Annotated in this window: 17 protein-coding genes and 1 tRNA gene; 9 read left to right on the top strand and 9 right to left on the bottom strand. The window is 60.2% G+C overall.

Annotated elements, in window-relative coordinates:
* Positions 1 to 66: 66 nt before the first annotated feature.
* The 7 genes from RB548_RS01850 to RB548_RS01820 all read left to right on the top strand — a co-directional run bounded on the left by RB548_RS01850 (position 67) and on the right by RB548_RS01820 (position 7598).
* Positions 67 to 1329, top strand: coding sequence for an acyl-CoA dehydrogenase family protein (locus RB548_RS01850; protein WP_331373366.1), 1263 nt, complete (start codon positions 67 to 69; stop codon positions 1327 to 1329).
* A 55-nt stretch (positions 1330 to 1384) separates the two neighbouring features.
* Entirely contained in the window at positions 1385 to 2227 is an 843-nt protein-coding gene (locus tag RB548_RS01845) for an enoyl-CoA hydratase-related protein (RefSeq protein ID WP_331373365.1), read from the top strand.
* Position 2228: 1 nt separating this feature from the next.
* On the top strand, positions 2229 to 3185 hold the full coding sequence (locus RB548_RS01840) for an alpha/beta hydrolase (RefSeq protein ID WP_331373364.1): 957 nt from the start codon (positions 2229 to 2231) through the stop codon (positions 3183 to 3185).
* 20 nt (positions 3186 to 3205) lie between these two features.
* On the top strand, positions 3206 to 4450 hold the full coding sequence (locus RB548_RS01835) for a CaiB/BaiF CoA transferase family protein (RefSeq protein ID WP_331373363.1): 1245 nt from the start codon (positions 3206 to 3208) through the stop codon (positions 4448 to 4450).
* 151 nt (positions 4451 to 4601) lie between these two features.
* A complete protein-coding gene (locus RB548_RS01830; RefSeq protein ID WP_331375047.1) occupies positions 4602 to 5444 on the top strand; it encodes a 3-hydroxyacyl-CoA dehydrogenase in 843 nt (280 codons plus the stop codon).
* Positions 5445 to 5446: 2 nt separating this feature from the next.
* Complete coding sequence (locus RB548_RS01825) at positions 5447 to 6412, top strand: 3-hydroxyacyl-CoA dehydrogenase NAD-binding domain-containing protein (RefSeq protein ID WP_331373362.1); 966 nt, start codon at positions 5447 to 5449, stop codon at positions 6410 to 6412.
* Positions 6413 to 6572: 160 nt separating this feature from the next.
* Positions 6573 to 7598 (top strand): alpha/beta hydrolase, encoded by a 1026-nt coding sequence (locus RB548_RS01820; RefSeq protein WP_331373361.1) that lies wholly within the window; start codon positions 6573 to 6575, stop codon positions 7596 to 7598.
* A 15-nt stretch (positions 7599 to 7613) separates the two neighbouring features.
* Here the strand turns inward: RB548_RS01820 and RB548_RS01815 are convergent, their stop codons facing one another.
* The 4 genes from RB548_RS01815 to RB548_RS01800 all read right to left on the bottom strand — a co-directional run bounded on the left by RB548_RS01815 (position 7614) and on the right by RB548_RS01800 (position 17155).
* Positions 7614 to 8522 (bottom strand): AraC family transcriptional regulator, encoded by a 909-nt coding sequence (locus RB548_RS01815; RefSeq protein WP_331373360.1) that lies wholly within the window; start codon positions 8520 to 8522, stop codon positions 7614 to 7616.
* 45 nt (positions 8523 to 8567) lie between these two features.
* Positions 8568 to 9416, bottom strand: a complete 849-nt coding sequence (locus tag RB548_RS01810; RefSeq protein ID WP_331373359.1) for a helix-turn-helix domain-containing protein — start codon at positions 9414 to 9416, stop codon at positions 8568 to 8570.
* 1132 nt (positions 9417 to 10548) lie between these two features.
* Positions 10549 to 11982 carry an IS1182 family transposase gene (locus RB548_RS01805; protein WP_331373358.1) on the bottom strand — a complete coding sequence of 478 codons (1434 nt, stop codon included), beginning with the start codon at positions 11980 to 11982 and terminating at the stop codon, positions 10549 to 10551.
* 535 nt (positions 11983 to 12517) lie between these two features.
* A complete protein-coding gene (locus tag RB548_RS01800; RefSeq protein WP_331373357.1) occupies positions 12518 to 17155 on the bottom strand; it encodes an NACHT domain-containing protein in 4638 nt (1545 codons plus the stop codon).
* Positions 17156 to 17323: 168 nt separating this feature from the next.
* Between RB548_RS01800 and RB548_RS01795 the strand changes: the two genes are divergently transcribed.
* Complete coding sequence (locus RB548_RS01795; RefSeq protein WP_331373356.1) at positions 17324 to 17881, top strand: hypothetical protein; 558 nt, start codon at positions 17324 to 17326, stop codon at positions 17879 to 17881.
* On the opposite strand, the gene RB548_RS01790 is transcribed toward RB548_RS01795, so the two are convergent.
* Genes RB548_RS01790 through RB548_RS01780 form a run of 3 tightly spaced genes read right to left on the bottom strand, consistent with a single transcriptional unit; the run spans position 17865 to position 18855 of the window.
* A complete protein-coding gene (locus tag RB548_RS01790) occupies positions 17865 to 18110 on the bottom strand; it encodes a hypothetical protein (RefSeq protein ID WP_331373355.1) in 246 nt (81 codons plus the stop codon). The two genes, RB548_RS01795 and RB548_RS01790, sit on opposite strands and share 17 nt — an antisense overlap.
* A 2-nt stretch (positions 18111 to 18112) precedes the next feature.
* Entirely contained in the window at positions 18113 to 18541 is a 429-nt protein-coding gene (locus RB548_RS01785) for a hypothetical protein (protein WP_331373354.1), read from the bottom strand.
* Positions 18541 to 18855, bottom strand: coding sequence for a hypothetical protein (locus RB548_RS01780; RefSeq protein ID WP_331373353.1), 315 nt, complete (start codon positions 18853 to 18855; stop codon positions 18541 to 18543). Before RB548_RS01780 ends, RB548_RS01785 begins: the two co-directional genes overlap by 1 nt.
* Positions 18856 to 18982: 127 nt before the next feature.
* Here RB548_RS01780 and RB548_RS01775 point away from each other — a divergent pair, with 127 nt between their 5' ends.
* Positions 18983 to 19219 carry a hypothetical protein gene (locus RB548_RS01775; protein ID WP_331373352.1) on the top strand — a complete coding sequence of 79 codons (237 nt, stop codon included), beginning with the start codon at positions 18983 to 18985 and terminating at the stop codon, positions 19217 to 19219.
* A 712-nt stretch (positions 19220 to 19931) separates the two neighbouring features.
* Here RB548_RS01775 and RB548_RS01770 read toward each other — a convergent pair.
* Both RB548_RS01770 and RB548_RS01765 read right to left on the bottom strand, forming a co-directional pair.
* Positions 19932 to 20063 carry a hypothetical protein gene (locus RB548_RS01770; RefSeq protein ID WP_331373351.1) on the bottom strand — a complete coding sequence of 44 codons (132 nt, stop codon included), beginning with the start codon at positions 20061 to 20063 and terminating at the stop codon, positions 19932 to 19934.
* A gap of 338 nt (positions 20064 to 20401) precedes the next feature.
* A tRNA-His gene (locus tag RB548_RS01765) sits at positions 20402 to 20478 on the bottom strand.
* Between the last annotated feature and the right edge of the window lie 50 nt (positions 20479 to 20528).

Genomic DNA, 20528 nt, shown 5'->3' with positions numbered 1-20528 from the left:
GACCAAACGACGGTCCGTTCATGCCATACGGGACCATCTCTGTTGCGTCATCCTTCAGCCTCGCGCGTGTCGAAGTCGGGCCGCGCAGGCGAAAAATGTGGGAGGCCCAAAATGCCAGTCGCAGCCACAAACACCGTCCAGGCGCCGAAGCCCCTACCCGTGCCGAATAGCGACTTCTACGATCTAGCAAGTACGCTCAGCGCGGATGAGCTGGCGCTCTTGAAAAAGGTGCGCAGCTATATGGAGACGAATGTTGCGCCGATCATCGACAAATACTGGGCCGACGATGCGTTCCCCTTCGAATTGCTACCTTCCTTCAAGGAATTGGGTATTGGTGGCCTTGGCTATGAGGGCTATGGCTGCGCTGGAGGCAGCCAGGCCCAGTTCGGCTTCGTAGCGATGGAGCTGGCGCGGGTCGACCCATCCTTCTGCACGTTCTACGGAGTCCACAGCGGCCTTGCAATGGGCTCCATCTACCTCGATGGCTCCGAAGAGCAGAAGCGGCAATGGCTGCCGCAAATGGCCCGTTTTGAAAAGATCGGCTGCTTCGGCCTGACTGAGCCGCTGGTGGGTTCCGGCGCCAGCGGTGGCCTGACCACCACCGCGAAGCGCGAAGGGGACACCTGGATCCTCAACGGTCAAAAGCGGTGGATCGGCAATGCACCCTGGTGCGATCTGTCGATCATCTGGGCGCGCGACGTGGCCGATAACCAAGTGAAGGGCTTTATCGTCGAAAACAAAACCACCCCTGGCTTCAGCGTCGAAAAGATCGAGCACAAGATAGCGCTCAAGGTGGTGCAGAACGGCGAGATCACTCTGCAGGACGTTCGCGTGCCGGAGGCCAACCGTCTGCAGGCAGGCAACTCGTTCCGCGATACGGCCCGTGTGCTGCGGATGACGCGGTACATGGTTGGCTGGGCGTCGACCGGGGCGCAGATGGGCGCCTATGAACATACGCTCGCTTACACCCAGAAACGACTGCAATTCGGCAAACCGATCGCTTCGTTCCAGCTCGTTCAGGACCTTCTTGCGAAGATGCTAGCCAACGTGACGGCTTGCCAGTGCCTGATGGTCCGCCTGGCCCAACTCGACGACGCAGGCAAGCTTCAGGATCAGCACGCGGCGCTGGCCAAGGCGTTCTGCACGGCCAAGGGGCGGGAGACCGTTGCCTGGGGACGCGAACTGCTCGGCGGAAACGGCATCGTCGCCGACTTTAACGTCGCGCGCTTCTTCGCGGATATCGAGGCGCTCTATTCCTACGAAGGTACGTACCAGATGCAGAACCTGATCGTCGGCAAGGCGATCACCGGGCTCAGTGCCTTTGTGTGACAGCCTTGGTTCTCCACCTGCCGTCGCCGTCCGCAGTTTGAAAGGAGCCGGTCCAATGAGTTCACCCACCGCAACTCGTCCGTTCGGAGACTTGCCAGTCGCGGCAGGTTCTGAGCTTTCGCTTGCCAATGTTCTCTACGAAAGAAAAGGCGCCATCGCCTACATCACGCTCAATAGGCCCGAGGTATTGAATGCCTTGAACACGCCGACCTGGACGGACCTGCGCACGGCTTTCGAACATGCGCGCGATGACGTTGCTGTGCGGGGCGTCATCCTGACCGGAGTGGGAGACAAGGCATTTATCGCCGGCGCGGACATCAGCGAACTCGCAGATCTCGGCGCGTTCGAGGTAGAGGAGTCGAGCCGGTTCGGACAAAGCGTACTCGACCTCATCGAGAACCTCGGAAAGCCGGTCGTTGCGGCAATCAATGGCTTTGCGCTCGGCGGCGGATGCGAAACGGCGATGGCCTGCACCATCCGGATCGCTGTCGAGACGGCGAAGTTCGGCCAACCGGAAGTGAAACTGGGGCTTCTTCCGGGCGGCGGGGGGACGCAACGGCTACCACGTCTCGTGGGTAAAGGGCGCGCCCTGCAGCTCATTCTGTCCGGCGAGATGATCAGCGCCGAGGAGGCTCACCGTATTGGTCTGGTCAACGAGATCGTTGCGCCCGCGGAGCTGATCAAGCGCGCGGAGGTCATCATCACCCAGATCGCAGCCAATGCACCCATCGCGGTCAAGTTCGCGCTTGACGCGGTAAACAAGGGGCTGGAGGCGAGCCAGGAAAACGGTCTTGCCCTAGAGGCTTCCTATTTTGGCATCTGCGCTGCGACCGAAGACAAGAAGGAGGGGACCTCCGCCTTCCTGGAGAAGCGCGCACCCCATTTTCGGGGGCGGTGACGTGGCCGGCGAGCGCGCTCATTTGGCGGCAGGGCGAAGCGGCCCAGGCGTGCGCACCGAGGCGGTGCCCTCGACTGCGTTCAGTTTCAGCAGCAGTGACGGATTGCCAGTCACCTGCCACCGCTGGGAGGGGCGCGGCCGCGTGCGCGGTGTCGTCCAGATCGCCCATGGAATGGGCGAGCATATCGGGCGTTATCACGAAGCAATCGCGGCGCTGACTGGCGCTGGCCTGACTGTCTACGGCAGCGACCATCGCGGTCACGGCCGAACGGCCCCTACTCCCGCTCACCTCGGGGATTTCGGCGAAGGCGGCTTCGAGCTCCTTGTGGCGGATATGGCGCGGCTCAGCCTGATCGCCCGCGACGAAAACCCCGACCTGCCGCTTATCCTGCTTGGTCACAGCATGGGTTCGTTTGCGGCGCAGTGCTATGTGCTCGACCATAGCCAGGAGATCGCCGGCCTCGCCCTATCCGGTTCCGGCGCCCTTGATGGACTGGCGCGCCTGGCGCATGCGGCGTCCCCTGGAACGAACATCCTCAACGCTCCTTTCGAGCCGGCTCGTACAACGTGTGACTGGCTCAGTCGCGACCCGGCGATCGTTGATGCATTCATCAATGATCCGCTTTGTTTCGCGGAACTTCAACCGGCTGCCTTTGCGTCCTTTCTCGCTGCCGCGCCGCGCCTGGCCGATCCCGTTGCTCTCGCGCGGATACGGCTTGACCTGCCGGTCTACCTCTTTTCCGGCAGCGAAGACCCGGTCGGCCAGCGGCTTGCCGGCGTCGAGCTGTTGATGGAGCGCTACCGTGCGGCCGGCCTCTACAACCTGTGCCACGACTTCTACCTCGGTGGCAGGCACGAAATGCTTAATGAAATCAACCGCGATCAAGTTCAGGCGCGATTGCTTGACTGGATCTCCTCGGTCCTCGAAACACAGAAGCCTGGGCTGTGGTCCCTTTAGACAGCAATTGGGAGGTGGCGATGGAGACGGACAGCATCTTCTCGGGATTGAAGGTCGTGGATCTTGCGAGCTTCATCGCAGGCCCCGCTGCAACGACTGTGCTGTCGGATTTCGGCGCGGACGTCATCAAGGTCGAGCCGCCAAAGATCGGCGATCCCTATCGCTACTTCTACATAACGCCGCCAAACCCGCCTCTCGCTGGGAACTACACCTGGCAACTTACTAATCGCAACAAGCGCAGCCTTGCCATTGACCTCAAAAACCCGCAGTCCGCAGAGATTCTCGGCCGGCTCATCAAATGGGCCGATGTCTTCGTGACCAACTTCCCCCCGCGCGTGCGGAAAGGCCTCAGGATCGACTACGAGGACCTTGCGCCCCTCAATCCGCGGCTGATCTATGCGGACCTGACTGGCTATGGCGAGAAGGGGCCGGAGGCCGACAAGCCGGGCTTCGACATCACTGCCTATTGGGCGCGATCCGGGCTCATGGAATATACGCGGAATGCCGGCAGCCCTCCTGCAATCCCCGTCCCCGGCATCGGTGACCACGCGACCGCAATCTCACTCTACGCCGGCATCGTCACCGGCCTTTATCGCCGGGAACGCACCGGGAAGGGCTGCTGTGTCTCGACCTCGCTGATTGCGGAAGGGGCCTGGGCCACTGCCGCGTGGCTGCAGGCGGCGCTCTGGGGCGGTCGATTCTCGGGATTGAGCGATCGAAAAAGACCTCCCAACCCCCTCGCCGGAGGCAGTTATCAGACGGCGGACGACCGCTGGCTGCTTCTTGCCTTCGTCGAGGGGGACAAGAATTGGCCGGTCTTTACCAAGGCGATCGGGCGCGACGACCTCGCTGCGGATGGCCTATTTAGCAATGCGAAGAACCGCAGTGCAAATGCCGAGGTGCTCGTCGCCGAGCTCGACAGGACGTTCCGGTCGCAACCCCTCGACTTCTGGAAAGAGGTCCTCGACGCCGCCCGGCTGCCCTACGGCGTCGTGCAGGTGCCGGCGGAGATCGTGAAGGATCCCCAGCTCCTGGCAAACGACGTCATCGTGCCGATTGCCGATGGCAGCGCGGAGCCCCGCTACACCGTGAACAGCCCGATCACCGTCAGAGAGGCGCCGAAGGTTGCGCCTCGCGTTGCACCGGAACTCGGCGAGCACTCGAACCAGATTCTCGAGGAACTTGGCTTCACACTACAGGAGGTCGAGAGCCTGCGCGCCAACGGGGCAATCCAAGGAGCGGCTGCTCACGCTGCGGCCAAATGAAGGTTCGATGCCTCGCTCGCGGATGAAGCGGTGCCTGAAGGAGGGAAACGTGACCGAAACACAAATTGTCAGTGCCGAATCCGCGCGGGCCGGCGGGACCGTGGACGGTCGCCTGTTCATTCTCGACCTCAGCGGCGGTCGTGTCCTTTCCATGAAGCCTGATGGATCCGACAAGCGGGTGGTCGTGACGGATGGGCGAAACCCCGATGGGCTGGCGATCGATATCGAGACCGGCCATATCTACTGGAGCAATATGGGCGTGCCCAACCTGAACGATGGTTCCATCGAACGCGTCGACATCGATGGACGAAATCGGACCGTCATCATTCCGGAAGGCGTGACGTTCACGCCAAAGCAACTTCACCTCGAAAAGGGTGCGGGCAAGCTCTACTGGTGCGACCGCGAGGGAATGCGCGTCATGCGGGCCAATCTGGACGGATCCAGCGTCGAAACGCTCGTCATCGCAGGGGACGGCGACGCTGAGCGACACGATCAGACAAGATGGTGCGTTGGCATCACCGCCGACCCCGAGCGGCGACAGATCTACTGGACGCAAAAGGGCCCGGACAATGCCGGTCTCGGTCGCATCCTTCGTGCGGGCATCGACATTCCTGCGGGGGAGAGCCCCGCCAGCCGCAGCGACATCGAGGTCTATTTCGATGGTTTGCCGGAGCCGATCGACCTCGAGCTCGACCTAACGAACCGCATTCTCTACTGGACAGATCGCGGAAATCCGCCGAGCGGCAACACCGTCAACCGCGCGGTAATCGACAGGTCATCTCAAGACAGGCCGACTCCGGAGAGGGTCGTCAGTGACCTGATGGAGGGCATCGGGCTTGCGCTTGACGTTCCAGGCAATCGCATGTTCGTCACCGATTTTGGTGGTTCCATCTATTCCGCCAGACTCGACGGCTCTGAGAAGCGGACGCTTCTCTACGCTCAGGGAAACCTCACCGGCATCGCTTACGCCGATTTGCGTAGAAGGGGAAACTGATCATGTCCGAGAGCAAGCCTATCCGCCGCGTGGCGGTCATCGGCACAGGTGTCATCGGGGCGAGTTGGACGGCACTCTTTCTGGCAAAAGGCCTTCGGGTCGCCGCCACCGATGTTGCTCCGAATGCGGAGGCATCGCTCCGGCGTTTCGTCGAAACGGCTTGGCCAGCACTGGAGAGGCTCGGTCTTGCGCCAGGGGCGTCGCAATCAAATCTGATATTCGCGGCAGACCTCGCCGAGGCGGCCAAGGATGCGGATCTCGTTCAGGAGAATGGGCCCGAAAGGATCGACTTCAAGAGGAAGCTTTATGGAGAGCTCGACGAGTTGCTGCCTCCGGAGGTTATAATAGCGTCGAGTTCTTCGGGTCTGACGATGAGCGAAATCCAGCCCGGGTGCCCCGCCCATCCGGAGCGGTGCGTGATTGCACATCCTTTCAACCCGCCTCATCTCATTCCATTGGTGGAAATCGTCGGCGGATCGAGGACTTCGGAGGACACGATCCGCCGCGCCACGGATTTCTACACGTCGCTGGGAAAGAAGGCGGTCCGCCTCAACAAGGAACTGCCGGGCCATGTCGCCAACCGACTCCAGGCGGCGATCGCACGCGAAGTCTACCATCTCGTCTCCGAAGGCGTCGCCAGCGTCGCTGACATCGACGCAGCTTTGTGCTGGGGCCCGGGCCTGCGCTGGGGCATCATGGGCCAGGTTCTTCTCAATCATCTGGGCGGCGGTCAGGGTGGCATGGAGCACTTCCTGCAGCAGTTCGCCGGGCCGATGACGGCGTGGTGGAAGGTCCTCGGCACTCCCGAGCTGACGCCGGAGCTGCAGCAGAAACTGATAGACGGCGTTCGCGCAGAGGTGGGATCGCGATCGATCGAGTCACTCGCAGCCGAGCGAGACGAAGTTCTGCTCGGCCTTCTCGAACTGCGCGCCAAGGCCACCAAAGCGAGCGGAAATGTGGCCGATTGAGAGGCGGCTGCATATCGCGCGCGAGGGCTTGACGAGGCTATGCGCGAGCCTGCTCCTGATAATGACCTCGAGCGTCGCCGGCTGCGCGACTCAACCACACGCATTGATCGCGCCAGGAAAAGCCAGTTCCATCGGTGCGGTGGGAACCCAGAAGGTCGACATGCTCGTGATGTCGACGCGCGAGCGGTCCCCCCTGCCCGGTGCGGTCTATGGTGGTGACAGGGCTGAGAAGCAGTCTCTCTATCATCTGGTGGTATCGATACCACCCGACAAAGCCCGAAAGATCGGGGAGATACAGTGGCCGAGGGGGCCGAGAGGCGACGCCCGGACGGACTTCGTGACCGTCGAGGCAAGCGACATGAATCCGGCCGATGTCGATCGGTGGTTTCTCCGGGTGGCGGGCAAGAAGCGCAAGCTCCTCATTTTCGTCCACGGCTACAACAATACGTTCGCGACATCCGCCTACAGGCTCGCTCAGATTACACACGATTCCCGCGCCGAGGCGGCCCCAGTACTGTTCACGTGGCCCTCGCGCGGACATGTGCTCGACTATGTCTACGACAAGGAAAGCGCCACCTACTCGCGCGATGCCCTGGAATATCTCCTGACACGGGCCGCCGCCAATCCCAATGTCTCCGACATTACGGTGATGGCGCACTCCATGGGCAACTGGACGATGGTTGAAGCGCTCCGGCAGTTGTCGATCAGACGTGGCCGGCTGCCCTCGAAGATCAAGAACATCATCATGGCCTCGCCCGACCTCGATGTCGAAGTGTTCCGTAGCCAGCTCGTTCAGATGGCCGAGCCACGGCCCCGCATCACGATATTCCTCTCGCAGGACGATCAGGCGCTTGCATTGTCTCGCCATCTGGGCGGCGACATCGATCGCGTCGGTGCGATCGATCCGGAAAGGGAGCCCTACAGATCCAAGCTGAAGGAATTCAACATTGTCGTGATCAATCTCACCAAGCTCAAGGGAGGCGATAGCTTTCATCACAGCAAATTTGCTGAGAGCCCGGAAATTATTCGTCTGGTTGGCAAGCGGCTCATCGAAGGCCAGGAGATCGACGGTCGTGATCTCACGCTCGGCGAGCGAATATCCGGGGCCACCGCGGGAGCAGGAGCGAGCATCGGCCGATCCGTAGGGCATATGGTTGCTGGCAGGCCGGCATCCGCCCCCAGATGAAAGCGCCCCGATCGTTCAAGAGTTTACGGATTGGCGCCAGGCATGAGGGCTCGTGCCGACAACGCGGGTGAATATCCTGGTGAAATGGCTCTGATCGGCGAATCCGCATGAAAGGGCGACTTCGGCGATGGTCTGCTTGGTATCGTGAAGCAGGTCTTTTGCTCGCTCTATTCGCCGTTGCAGCAGCCATTGATGTGGCGCAACACCCGTCGTCGCACGGAACGCCCGGGTAAAGTGGCTGCGTGACAAGCCGCATTCCATCGCGAGTGCCCTGAGCGAAATATCTCCATCGAGGTTGGCTTCCAGAAGCTCCTTGGCACGTTTCTCCTGCCACATTGCCAATTGACCGCGCTCGCGCCGCAAGACACGCATGCCGCCATATCTGTGCGCGACATGAACGCCAACCGCAAGCGTGACGTGATCGACAAAAACGCGACTCACCTCTTCCGGACGACCAAATGCGCCGAGCAATGACAAGCCGAGATCGGCGATCACGGGGTCGGGCACCCCTGCCCCGGGTTGATAGGCAAGTTCGCCAATTTGCGGCGCCTCCGTGTCATCTGCAATCGCGTTGAGGGCCACACGTGGCAGATAGAAATGCATGGAGTGGAAGGGCTTATCGATAAGCACCAGCGGATCGCGCTTGAGGTCGTAAAACACCGAATCCCCGGAGCGGAGCGAAGTCAGGGGCGCCTGCCTGCCGTCTTCCCAGTACTCATGATGCGGATAGTCGCGAATCTGAAGGCCCACAAGGTATCCGTCTTCACGAGCGATTGAGTCCGTCAAGCCGATCCGCGGATAGTCCGACCGTATCTCGGTCACAGCGATTTCTGCATTGCGGAGTGTTCTCGTGATAAAGACAGGAGCCGTCTCGAGTCCGAACTTGTCGCCAAACCGATCGCCATAAGCTTCGCTGTCCTGCATGGTCGTCGCCTCCTTCAGCGATTGTGATGCTCTACGCCGTTCCCGTCAGCCTGCCTCACCATGCGGTGCCGGCGCCTCCATATTCGATCGCCGCCACGACCCTGGGCTCTCTCCAACCCATTCGGAAAATACTCGTGTCAGATGGCTCTGGTCGGCGAAGCCCGCTTCCTTGGCGACCGCCGGCAACGAAAGGTCAGGATTGCGCAGAAGCCGCTTGGCCGTCTCCACGCGATGTTTGATCAGCCAACGCTGCGGCGGCATGCCCATCGATTGACTGAAGGCCCGGGAAAAGTGGCGTGCCGAGAGCCGACATTCGGCGGCGATCTGAGAAAATGGAACGCTCCTTTGCAAGTTCGCCTCGAGCATCTCCCGGGCGCGTTTCACTTGCCATGGGGCGAGCCCGCCTTTTGACGCCGTGACGTCCCTCTTGCGGCCAAAGCTGGCTACCAAATGTACCGCGGCGGCTCGCGTGACACTGTCCACGAACAGTTTCGCAGTCTCCTGAGTTTGGGCAAAAGCCACCTCGAGCGCGGAAGCAAGTCGGTAGAAGGTATCGTCACTGGTCCTGACGAATGGTGCGGAACCGAGGTCACTCGTGAAATCGTAGCCGCACTCCAGTGCGATCACCTGCAATGCGGCCGTTGGAAAATAAAACAGCAGGTAGCGCAAGCCTTGGCAGCACACGCTGGAAACCCGCGGCAGATCGTCGGAAACGGCGATGTAAATCCCTGATTGTTCTTGTCCAACTACCGAACCAGCCGCTCCTGCCTGCTCCCGATTGGGCAGCGGAACGGCCGCAACAAAACCCTTCGCTGGCGGCGCATCAGCGCCGCGAAAGCCCTGCACGCCTGCTTCCACCAGGCTTACCAGAATTTCCGACTGCTTGGCTGCCACTCTGACACGAATCGATCGCGCCGCCCCTTTGTGGGACAATGCCGTCAACCGACCTTGAGCATTGCGCGAGTCCGTAGGCATGGTGGAAGGCAAGCTCCCGACAGCAGTCGCCACGCGCTTCTGACTGGAAAAGTTCGCGCGAAGCGCGGCGACCAGATTCCGCTTTGCAACCACAACGTATCGCCGCGCGTACGCGGAGACTAGCAAATTCTCTAACGCCCCAAAATGACTGCCGCCCTTGTAACTTTGCGTGACCCGGACGGACGCCGTAAGCCTGGCGACGAGGGGGTGGCGGCTGCAACATCACTACTGGATGCTTTCCGTCCTTCAAATTTGTGGCCATCTCGCCCAGGCGTGAGGACCGAGACACCCGCTGTGACGACCTTGGCCGTACGTTTCAATCAATGCGAGCGAATTCAAGGATTAGAACATGCCGCACTTCAAAGTGCTACGACGACCTTAGTCTAGTACCTCTCAAACGACCCACGGCGCTGTAGGTGCCCGTCCCCGCTCATGGCGTCAAATTACCACGCCCGAAGAGCGTAAAAGGGGCGGCTATTTTGACGCACAGCCGTTCACCGTTACCGCCGGGTGTTTTTCATGGGGCCCCGAAGCGGTCTCTGTTTCTGTCGCTCGAAACGGAGCACGGGTCGCTATCCGTTGTGATCGCCTCAGGTGCGGGTGATCGATACGCCCGCCGTCGACGAGCGATGCCGTACACCCGTTTCCGGTGCTTCAACTTAGGAGACATACTTCGGCCTTCTCTGGCTACAGGGGTGCGCGCATGACCACGATCACCAAATATCTCTGGTTCCCTTCAACTACGCGGCTAAGTGCAAATATTCCTTCACGGATAACTGGTTATTTTGCGAAACACGGCTTGCTTCATTTTCGTCTTTGATGCCGAAAAAGAGAGGCTTCGGCATCAATGGGGAACAAAATCTTCCGTTGCGATGTGACCGAGAGCTAAGATGACGCGGGGACAACCGGGCCGCAGAATTTGCGTACAAATGTCTGCAATTGCGCTATTAAGCCCGTCGGCGGAACGACGCCGAATGGCTGTTTCCCACCGAGGCTGTGTGGAAACGCCTGCTGCCGTGGATCTGGGTGGCGCGCAGACGGTCTGAGGGGCTCACGCCCTCATTGCCTTCATCAACATCGGTACTCCGAGAATGGCGATCGCCCGTTTGAGGTTGTAGGCGAGGACATGGAGGCTCATCTCGGTTCCGACGTTGGGGAGCCGCCGGGTGAGGAAGTGGCCTCGGCCCATCCAGTCCTTGATGGTCCCGAAGACATGCTCGACCGTTTGCCGCCGCACCCGCATGGCATCGGGCATGCGGTCGAGCCTGGCCTGCATGGCGTCGATCACCTGCTCATGCTCCCAGCGCCGGATGCGCCGAAGCTTCTCGGGCGTACAGCGGGACTTCAGTTCGCAGCTCGAACAGGCGGTCAGATGGCGATAGAAGATGACGTCGCACTCGCGATCCGATCGGATCCTGCCTCTGGTCAGTTCCTGTCCGGCCGGACAAACATACAGATCCCGGTCGGCGTCGAAGACGAAGTCCTGCTTGCCGAAGAAGCCACGCTTCAGGCCGCTTGAGGTGAGCGACTTCGGCACGATGGCCTTTATGCCCGCCGCATCGCAGGCCAGCACTTCCTCGCCCGAGAAGTAGCCGCGATCGGCCAGCACGGTCAGCTCATCCGCGCCGGTCGCCTCCTTCGCTTGCTGGCCCATGCTGGCGAGTTGGGTGCGGTCGTGACCGACATTGGTGACCTCATGCGCCACGACCAGATGATGCTTCGTGTCCACCGCCGCCTGGAGGTTGTAGCCGACAAGGCCGGTGCCCTTGCCGTTGGTGGCCATGGCGCGAGCATCGGGATCGGTCAGCGAGACCTGGCGGTCGGGTGCTGCCTCGATGGCGCGCTCCATCGCTTTCAGATCGCGCATTTGCTGGCGCAGGCGTTCGAGGCGCTCCGTCAGGCGATCCCTGCGCATCTCCGCCACCTCGTCCTCCTGACGATCGGCCGTGTCAAGCAGGGCCAGGTAGCGCTCGATGCTGGCATCGATCTGCTCCATGCGGCGGCGGATCGCGCCGGACGTAAAGTTCTTATCGCGCGTGTTCACGGCCTTGAAGCGACTGCCGTCCACCGCAACTGTGCCACCGGCAAGGAGGCCGATCTGCCGGCAGAGCACGACGAACTGGCGGCAGATGGCGCGGATCGCCTCACCGTTATCACGCCGGAAATCAGCGATCGTCTTGAAGTCGGGAGCCAGCTTGCCCGTCAGCCACATCAGCTCGATGTTGCGGCCCGCCTCGCGCTCCAGTCGTCGGCTCGACTGCACCTGGTTGAGGTAGCCATAGAGGTAGAGCTTCAGCATCGTCGCGGGGTTATAGCCCGGCCGCCCTGTCGCCGCTGGCGCTGCAAAGCCCAATCCGCTCCAGTCCAGTTCGTCAATGAAGACATCGACAACGCGGACTGGGTTGTCTTCGGCGACATAGTCATCGAGGCATTCCGGCAAGAACGACTGTTCTCGGCGGTCCTTCCCCTCGATGAAACCCGCCATGCCGAATCTCCCGCTCAACTCGAGGTAGGCTATCATGCGCGGGTGTTTTCACACAGCCTCCACCCTGCGCTGCCATTCGGAAAGCATCCGGCATTTCCGGTGCTGGCGCTTTCCGGGCAATGTCCCACGACCGCTTATGCGGAAGACTGGATTTAAGCGCCGTCAATTCTGGGGCATTCGTGTCGGCGCAACCAAGTGCTGCTAGTTTGCTGACAAGACCATGGAAAGGGAGCTTTCAATGTAGCTTGTTTGTAGCTACGAGGCCTTACGTTCAAAACGCTATGATGCCTCGGTCCGCTGCTGAGTTCCGATAACATTCCTTATCGGAAATCAGAAACAGATATCCTGTCGCCTCGGCAGTAGCGCTCACACTTTCAGGTGAAGCGAGGCTTTTTGATGATTTCCCCCGGTCTCGTTATGCTCCTTCGAAACCGGTTTAACGGCCGGCAATCAGTGCTGGCCAAAGTCGCCCACTGCTTCCTTCGGTGAGGGTTGACGGAGAGGCGATGCCCCCCATATTGCGCGGCGCGGCAGGTCAGCGGGTGGGACGCTGATGGTGACCGTAGAACGCGACGGCAAGGCCAATAGCCAGAAGTGCCCAGCCGATCCAAGACGCCTGCTCGGGTATATCGAGCTTTATCTCCCAGAAATAAGCCACGGCCCACTCTATGACGAACTGCAGCACCCCTGTGATTGTCCCAAGGCCCGACGCCACGATTGCTGCGCCGATCTTCATGAGAGTCGTGCCGGTGTACCACCTCAGGAAGTCCAGCATCCGGTCGAGCGCATCGCGCTTGCGGTTCTCCGGGAGCGCCACTTTTGTCAGGTCGATGCCGACGATCCCGACATCGTCCAGGTTCTCCAGCCCCGGTTCGAGCTTTTCCCACTCGGCTTTAATGGTGGAAACGGCCTTCGAAATGTCTGGTCGCGCCAACCACGGCCAATGCCAGCCTTTTGATTTCGCGAGGTTGAAAACGGCGACGACCCCCGTGCGCGAGGAACTGTTGTCCGCGAGAACGGAAATCGACGACGCTAAATCGGTTTTCTTTCCGTTGACGAGGTTTGGAAGCAAAGCGATGGCGGGCTGGCAGCCGTTATACCCTACGCCGTGCAGCGAAATGGTTGCCCCACGCCGGTCATCAGTGGTCGAAAGCAGAGAATATGTACCCAGGGCACGACCACGTAGGTGCGCTTCCAGCAACGCGGTCACACCCGATACATCGTCAATGTCTAAAGCTTCGACGCCAATATCTCCCTTGACCTCTACTCTCTCCTTGAGCTGTCCCAGCCGGAGAACCGCGGTATCTCCGAGTTGCCGCGGGCTTCGCGGAAGCCGTTCGAAGTTCTCCGCCAGCGGCGGGATTTCTTCGGCGGTGAAGCGCTCGATGTCGCCTGCCCTCTCGGCTTTCTCTATCACTAGCCGTTGTAACCAGGGTCGATCCGGCTGGCTCCGCACGATCTCCCGGATTGCGAGGAAGGCGTCTTTTCCGGGCGTCTCTTCAAGAGAGTTGAGAATGCTGTCTCTTGCATCCTGCGCGTTATCCCTGAGCCCGGGGCTGTAGACGCCAGAATTCGCGCGGTTTATGTCATCGGCTCGTCGTATGTACTTGGAGAAAACCTCGTGCAGCTTTCGCATAGTGGACGGCTCGCGAACGCCGTCTCTAGCAACCGGATCGTGATCGAAACGACTTCCGAACAAGTTGACCGCGATTTCCATCGCCAGATTCGTGGCCGCTTCCTCACCTAGTTCCGAAAGGTGCGACGAAAGTGCTTCGACAGCGACACTCCCCTCAAGGCCGATCCACATAGCGAACCACAAGGCCGGGTGAGTCCCTCCCCGCAGTTCGATGCACCGTAATCTCGCCATGTGAGCCAGTTGGCCGTCGGACAACGAGGATCCTCTAAGAATCTTGAGGATCTTTCCGAGCGCACGAGCGTCTGCCGGTTCGGCTTCCGCGATCAACTCGGCCAGCGGTGGTGCGAGGGTGTCCCATGCCCATTCGCCGGAAGAACTCACTCTTCGCAGTACATCGTTACTCCTATCGCCGGAAGGCAGCAGCGTGAGTTCGTACCGGATCTCATTCAGAAAAAGCGCTGTTACCGCGTGGATGTTGTGTCGATAAACTATCGACAGCCAGGTCGGAAAGCCGTTTAGTTCCCATAGTGCGTGTCGACATGCGGTTTCGACCTCCGGGGGAGATAAACGCACGAAGTTCTCCGGCGATTCCACGGCTTCAATCGCAAGACCTGCAAGGCCGAGGATGATGACGAAGGGAGTTTCGTGGGCGGGTGCGCCCTCCGAGCACAGTATCGGCGTGTTGTTTCTCCAGTGACCAAGGGCCATATCCTTGAAGAACACTGCAACATCGCCGCCGAAAGACTCTATGAGCGAGCGCCAGTTGCCGTCGGACCAATATCCGCTTTCCCGGTTAGACTCTTGCGTCTTGTCGAAGAGATATCGAACAGCGCGAGATCGCGGTACAAGTGTCGGGTCGGCATACAAATCTGCTCGTATCTGGCCGACGTTTGCCTGAAGGTAATCCCTCGCGCGTTGCTCGTTGTCCGCCTCCTCCGCCCTTCGCCTTTCGAGCCTGCGGACCCGTTGGCGCTCGTTCGCCCGGTACCTGGCCGCCTCCGGGTTGTGGGGTGGATGCAAGAAGGTGCTGAGCCGCGCAGCGAGTTCCGGTTGAACTGCCGCGGCTCGCTTCATCATGGTGAGCCACCGCCTCGGCCGACCGTTCGAGGCGTATATCTCGAACGCAAGCGAAAGACCGACGAGACGATCATCCATTAGATCTCTCGAACTCATCGCGTCGATGGCAAAGTCGAAGTCGTCTACGCCGAATATCCACGGAGCTCCGACATTTTTTGCTAGCCACCAGTCAATCAACTGCCCGCGACTTCTGTTCGCCATAGCCCCGCGCATCTGTCCGACATCGTACCAGAACTGGGCGCGGTTTAGATCCGGCCACGCGACAACGAGAGCGTCGAGCTTGTACGCCCCGTCGCGTACTTCGTCGCTTTGGAAGGCAATGGCTCCGCTAACACGGCGAATCACGGATAAGCTGGGCGTTGAAAGCGATGCCGGATCACGGCTCTCCGCCAACTGCCGCACGGCAGCGGCAGCGGGCGTCAAAAGCCACTCGAACGTTTGAGATACTTCGTTGTAGATCCGCTCCACAAAGGGCGGCCGGCTCAAAAGCCGCTCAAACCCGATGACTAAATCGCGGCATTCTCCGGGTGCGCTGCGCTTCACGAACAAGGTCAGTTGTCGTGTCAGATCATCAGTGTGAAATTTGACCTTCGGCGCGGTCGCTTCGACTGCGGCCAGTAGCCAGGTGACCGCCGGCCTCGTGGACGGAAGTTCCGATACCAACTCAGAAAGCAGCTTGCGATCGATCTGGCCTTCCACGAGAAGCGCCTCGCGGACGTGAGCAATCTCTTCCTCGAGCCCGATCGCGTTAAGCGCCCGAAGAGCTGTCAACCGCCGATAGCCCGACGGTGTCGGGTTAGTCGCGAATTGCAAAACTTCCGGAATGACCACCCGCAGACGTCCAATCCAGACCATCCTCAGAAGAAACGGAGCAACTTCCTCGTGATCTCGATACTGGTTCAGAAGGGAGCGAACATCGTCGGCGATGTCGTCGCTAGCGAAACGTTGGACCGCTTCGAAATCGGGGCCGGAGCGTGATCCTGTCCCGGAGGCAAGCTGCTCGCATACCGCAGCCAGGATCTTCCTGCGGTCGTTCACGGGTAACTGGCTCGGATCTCCCCCTTCCAAAGCCGCGTCGGGGCACACGTTGAGTACCTTCACGCAGATGCCTTCGTCGAGGAGCACCAGCCACGGCAAGACCGGACGAAGGATCGGGGTCAGGATTTCGATACCGTACTGTTTACGGAAGAACAGTTGCTCCAATCCAAGTCTGGACGGAGCTCTCCCCAGAAGGTCAGCGAACCATTCAGCGGCAAGGTATTCTCGCACCGAACGATGATGAAACCGGACCGTCCCGTAGATCGCCCCGTCGAAAACGGGAAGCTGCAGCAAGGCCGTGATTTCCGCCGCGCCCCAGTCTCGCAGGATAGCCGACGCCGGAATACCGCCGCTGCTGCTGTTGCCGTCAGGGACCCGGATCACCGGGACTCCGGTGAGTGTCGCCGCTGCGGCCAGTGAGCGGGCCCCGGCCCGCGCGCGTTCCTCGCTAAGGCCTTGGACATCCGCCCGCCGCTGGTCGTGTTCGGCAAGCCTTCGCGAAAGCGAGGCTCTCATCATTTCCAGATGAGAACCGATGCGGCCGTTCGCGCGCCAGAAGTCGACTACCTCGTCGAGATCCTGCGGCCTCGCCGTGAAGGCTTGCGCGTCGCGACGATCGACCTCCCTGATGAAGGCATCCGCATCTTCGACATCACGCGCCGTAAGGAAGAGCCTAACTTGGGACGTGTCGAGGTCCTCAAGGCTGAGAATACGAAAGCCCGCAGTAGCGTTCTGATCGGCGGGGCTGGCCTGTTTTGTCGGGACAACATCATCGAAGAGCTCGTTGTAGCCGTCCAGATCATCGTCGGAATCCAGGTCGATGTCCGGTTCGGGGCTAACGGAACCCGTACCCACAGCGACCGCCGCGGGCGATGGATGCGGCAGGTGCGTACTGCAAAGTGAAAGATCGGTCTTGGGGCGCCACGCGCCGACCCGGCTCGTAAGCACGATGTGCGAGCGAACTTTCGCGGGGCCGAGGACGCTCGACAGCCTGCGGACAGCAATTTCGAAGTCCCCGGGGTCGCGTAGCCGAGACTCGTCAACCGAATCCAAAAGCAGCCAACCCTCGTCTTGTCCACTGAGCCACGCCTGAAAGCGTGCGTACATCCCTTCCTCGAAAGAGATATCGAAATTGTGCGGTATAAGTTCGAGCCTGATAAAAAATGCTTCCCGGCCCTCGTCTCTGAGCTTCCGCGCTAATTCCCTTATTTCCCAGGTTTTGCCCGCCCCGGCTTCGGCAAGGACGACGACGCGCTTCTCATTTACGAGGTTTTCCCACGTGTGCCCTACCCCGCGGTCCTTCATCCGCAGCAGATCGACATCATCGGTGAGATCACCTGCGAGGTGAATATCCCTCAGGGTCCTACAGAGATCGATGTACGTATCGGACGATGGCAGAAATAGCGGCGTTGAAATGTTCATGTTTCTACCTAGCATGGATGTGGTCAGCTGACCCAGTCGCCATATGGCCAACGACGCGTTTTTCAGCAGGGGATGGATCAGTTCTTGACGCAACTCCCCGACGATTTGTTGCTTGCCGCCGACACGACAACAATCTGTCTGCAACAACAGAGGCGGAGAGAGCATAGAATGTTGAAAGCGATTGCAGCTGCATTGGCAAGCCTATGGCGCGGAACGCTGGGCGTCCTGCGCTGGACCGAGCAGTTGGTCCGCTGGCCGTTCAGTCTGGTGTTCGGTAGCGGCGCAGGCGGCATGCCAAACTCGGATTACAAACCAGATGTCAGCGCGAGCCAGATCCTCGACGAGTTCGAGGAGGCACGTGCGCGGCGGGCCGCTGTTCACGATCAGGATCGCGACGGCGTTTCCAGCGTCATCAAGTACGCCAAGGCTCCGGCACATGCGCGCACGACAATCGACTTGGGCGGACTGAAGGCGGACGTACGAGCGACCCTGCTCACCATGGACGACAACGAATTGCGCGCTCTGGCGCAGGCAGGACTCGGAGCCGTCAGGAAGTTTGTCGAAGCTCGCGATCACGGAATCCACGGTGTTCCGGTTATCAAGCCGCGGGCTTCGGCGGCCGAGCTTGCGCCGAAGCAAGTGACGGCCGAGGAACGCATGCTCTGGAAAGTCAGGTCGAGAATGCTCAAATCCGAGCAGTCCCGAGTTTTCAGGATGTCAGTATGAGGGCATTGCGGATCGCATCGATGCCATCCGCAATGTGCTCGAGCCGCGCTCTCATGCGTCCAGCGGCAGCCCGGTTTTCGCGGTGGAGCGCGTTGAGGTCGCCAAGCAATGCCGTCCGCTCACCTTGCAGCCTACCGAAAGCCGCGAGTTGGTCAGTCATCCGCACCGCGAGCTCGTCGACTTGTCGAATCAGTGTGCGAATGGCTTGCTCAATGTCGTCGAGGGCCATTTTCATTTCAGTTCGTCATCAGGATCGGCCGTAACGTCCGGCGCTCTCGATACGATTTCCAGAACCTCGGAGACCTTGGCTTCCCGGTTTTCGAGAAAGAACCTTGCAACGGTCTCTGCCTGCCCGCGGACTTCGGCTGCCGATGGCTGCGGCATCGGTAGCCCGGCATCTCCGAGCGCGACGAGCAGCTCCGCGGAATCCCTCGGGTCGAGTGCGTCGATAGCTTGCTGCTCAGAGAGACGGCCGTCAGCGTATGCTCCTAACACGCTGCGTTTGAAGTTCGTGCGCGGCTCATCCGTCCCGAGCGCCTTGTCGAGGGCGTCCGTATCGAGGAGATCGAGCATCATGCTATGCATCTCCGGATGCTCATACGCGAGATCGCCGTAATGCTGCCGGATGCGCTGCCATTCTTTTTCACTGATATCCGACATTATGCGCGCGCCTTGGCCTTCAGGAGGTCGATGACCTCCTGGCGCTGGCGGCATGCGGCGCGGAGACGATGGTTTTCCGCTTCGAGTTCGGCCAGCAGCTCCATAGCCTTGCGGGCCATGGCTTCCATTTCCCCGGCATGATTGATAGCCGTCGTTAGGGCATCATTGTAGCGCCCCTGGTAGCGGGCTTCAGCCGCGGCCGCGAGCCCGTCGCCGATAGCAGATGCGAGGCCTACCGCTCCGGCCGCGATGAGAGCCATTCCGCCCGCGTTGCCCATGGCAGCGCCAAACGCGGGATTGCCGAAATTAGCCATGTGATGCCTCCGTCAACGAAGTTGTCTTCATCACACATGACGCGGATAGGTTGCGAATTCAAGCCTACTGCTTGATTTTGGCGATCGAACCGTTAACGGAGGCAGGGCGAAACCGGGCGAACGAATCTTGAAGTTGAAGCATCCCAAAATTATCGAGCATTGGATCGACCTCAACCAGGATTCGCCACCTGTCATGCAGCCTATCCCGGAAGACGATCCAGGCGATCTCGTCAGGAAGTCAAACGCCCGCCGGATGAAAGCCTGGAAAGAGCGGAAGCGACCGTATCTTGAGGCGTACTTCACGCTTATCGCGGCGGCGGCCGTCCTCGGAGGTACTGCGTGGGCGATCTACTCAGCGCTGTAATCGCTCGCCGTTTGATCTTGCCTGCGCACAGGGTGTTCCTATGCCTGTTTCCGCATGCGGTGCAGCGGAGCCTCGGCATGAGAGACACGAGGATTACGTTCTTCCCAAAGCGGCGACCGATGGCACTGTGATCAAGCCAGCCCTGGTGTCTGCACTTCGAACACCTGCCCCCGAGCAGATACCACTCCTCGAGTTCGGAAAGCCTGAGGCGGTCTCTTCGTGACTGCTGTGGTCTGGATACGGCCGATCCCGCCGCCTGGTCGGCCGACCCCGAGAGGGAGCGGTGGGTCCGGGGCGGTTTGGCATGACATCCTGTGCCGGCCGTTGAGGTGAATGATCGCCTTCCCTGGCCGCTGCCTCATAGCGGCCCTATAGGCGGCAATCGACACCTGGAAATCGGTAGCTCGCGAAATGGTCTCCAGACGCTCGCCTCCAGACTCCGGCATATCGGTCCAGACTTCCACCGCATAGATGTGCTCGAGTGGTCCCCAGTCGTCTTGCACGGGGTCTGCAAGGTCTATGCTGCTTCGGTGCTTCATTGTCGAGTTGGAACTTCATTGCCGCCCTGAGAATTTATTCCTATCTTGTTCTCCTTGCCAAAAGAGTCAAGGTGTCGATCAATCGATACCCTCGCACGGCGCGGTCGTCGTCGGTTACATGCGGGACAGCGCTTGTCTTTGAGTAAGGTCCACGAGTTCGGCATCGCCGTTGCTCACCGGAGGTGAAGTATGGCGGCCGCCGCCACGACGCCGAACAATGCCCAGACAGCAGTCTTGATTCCTTTGAGCAATTGATTGGTTTCGGCGCGCGGATCGACCTTGGGTTCGACTGGAGCCTTTTCCACCGTTAGCTCGTCATCATCGCTGTCGGCCGGTATCCGTCCCCAACTTACCGTCACGCCCGCGAGAGCAGCCGCAGCCGTGCCGGGGTCGGCAGGTCCTCAGCCCTGCGATGTTTGAACGAGAATCAGGGTGATGTCGACCTGACATTTGCGAGTCGCACAGGCGATGAGACGCCTCCGATCCCGTTCCGTTCTTTATTGTCAACACTGAAGAAATGTTATGGGAATGTTATGGGCCTTCATAACACCCCGATTTTCACGCGATTTGACGGTACTTTTTGAGGCAGGGAGGACGGCATTCAAACCGTTGATTTATTGAATAATGTGGGCTTGGAAAGAAATGGTACGGTTGGGTGGTCTCGAACCACCGACCTCAGGTGCCACAAACCTGCGCTCTAACCAACTGAGCTACAACCGCACTTGGAATGCGACATGTGTCGCTTGGCGGCTCACATACGGGCACTGCCG

Origin of the sequence: Sinorhizobium chiapasense, assembly GCF_036488675.1 — a bacterium.
GTDB lineage: Bacteria > Pseudomonadota > Alphaproteobacteria > Rhizobiales > Rhizobiaceae > Sinorhizobium > Sinorhizobium chiapasense.
The sequence above is the reverse complement of the archived record's forward strand: the minus strand, read 5'-3'. Positions and strand labels throughout refer to the sequence as shown.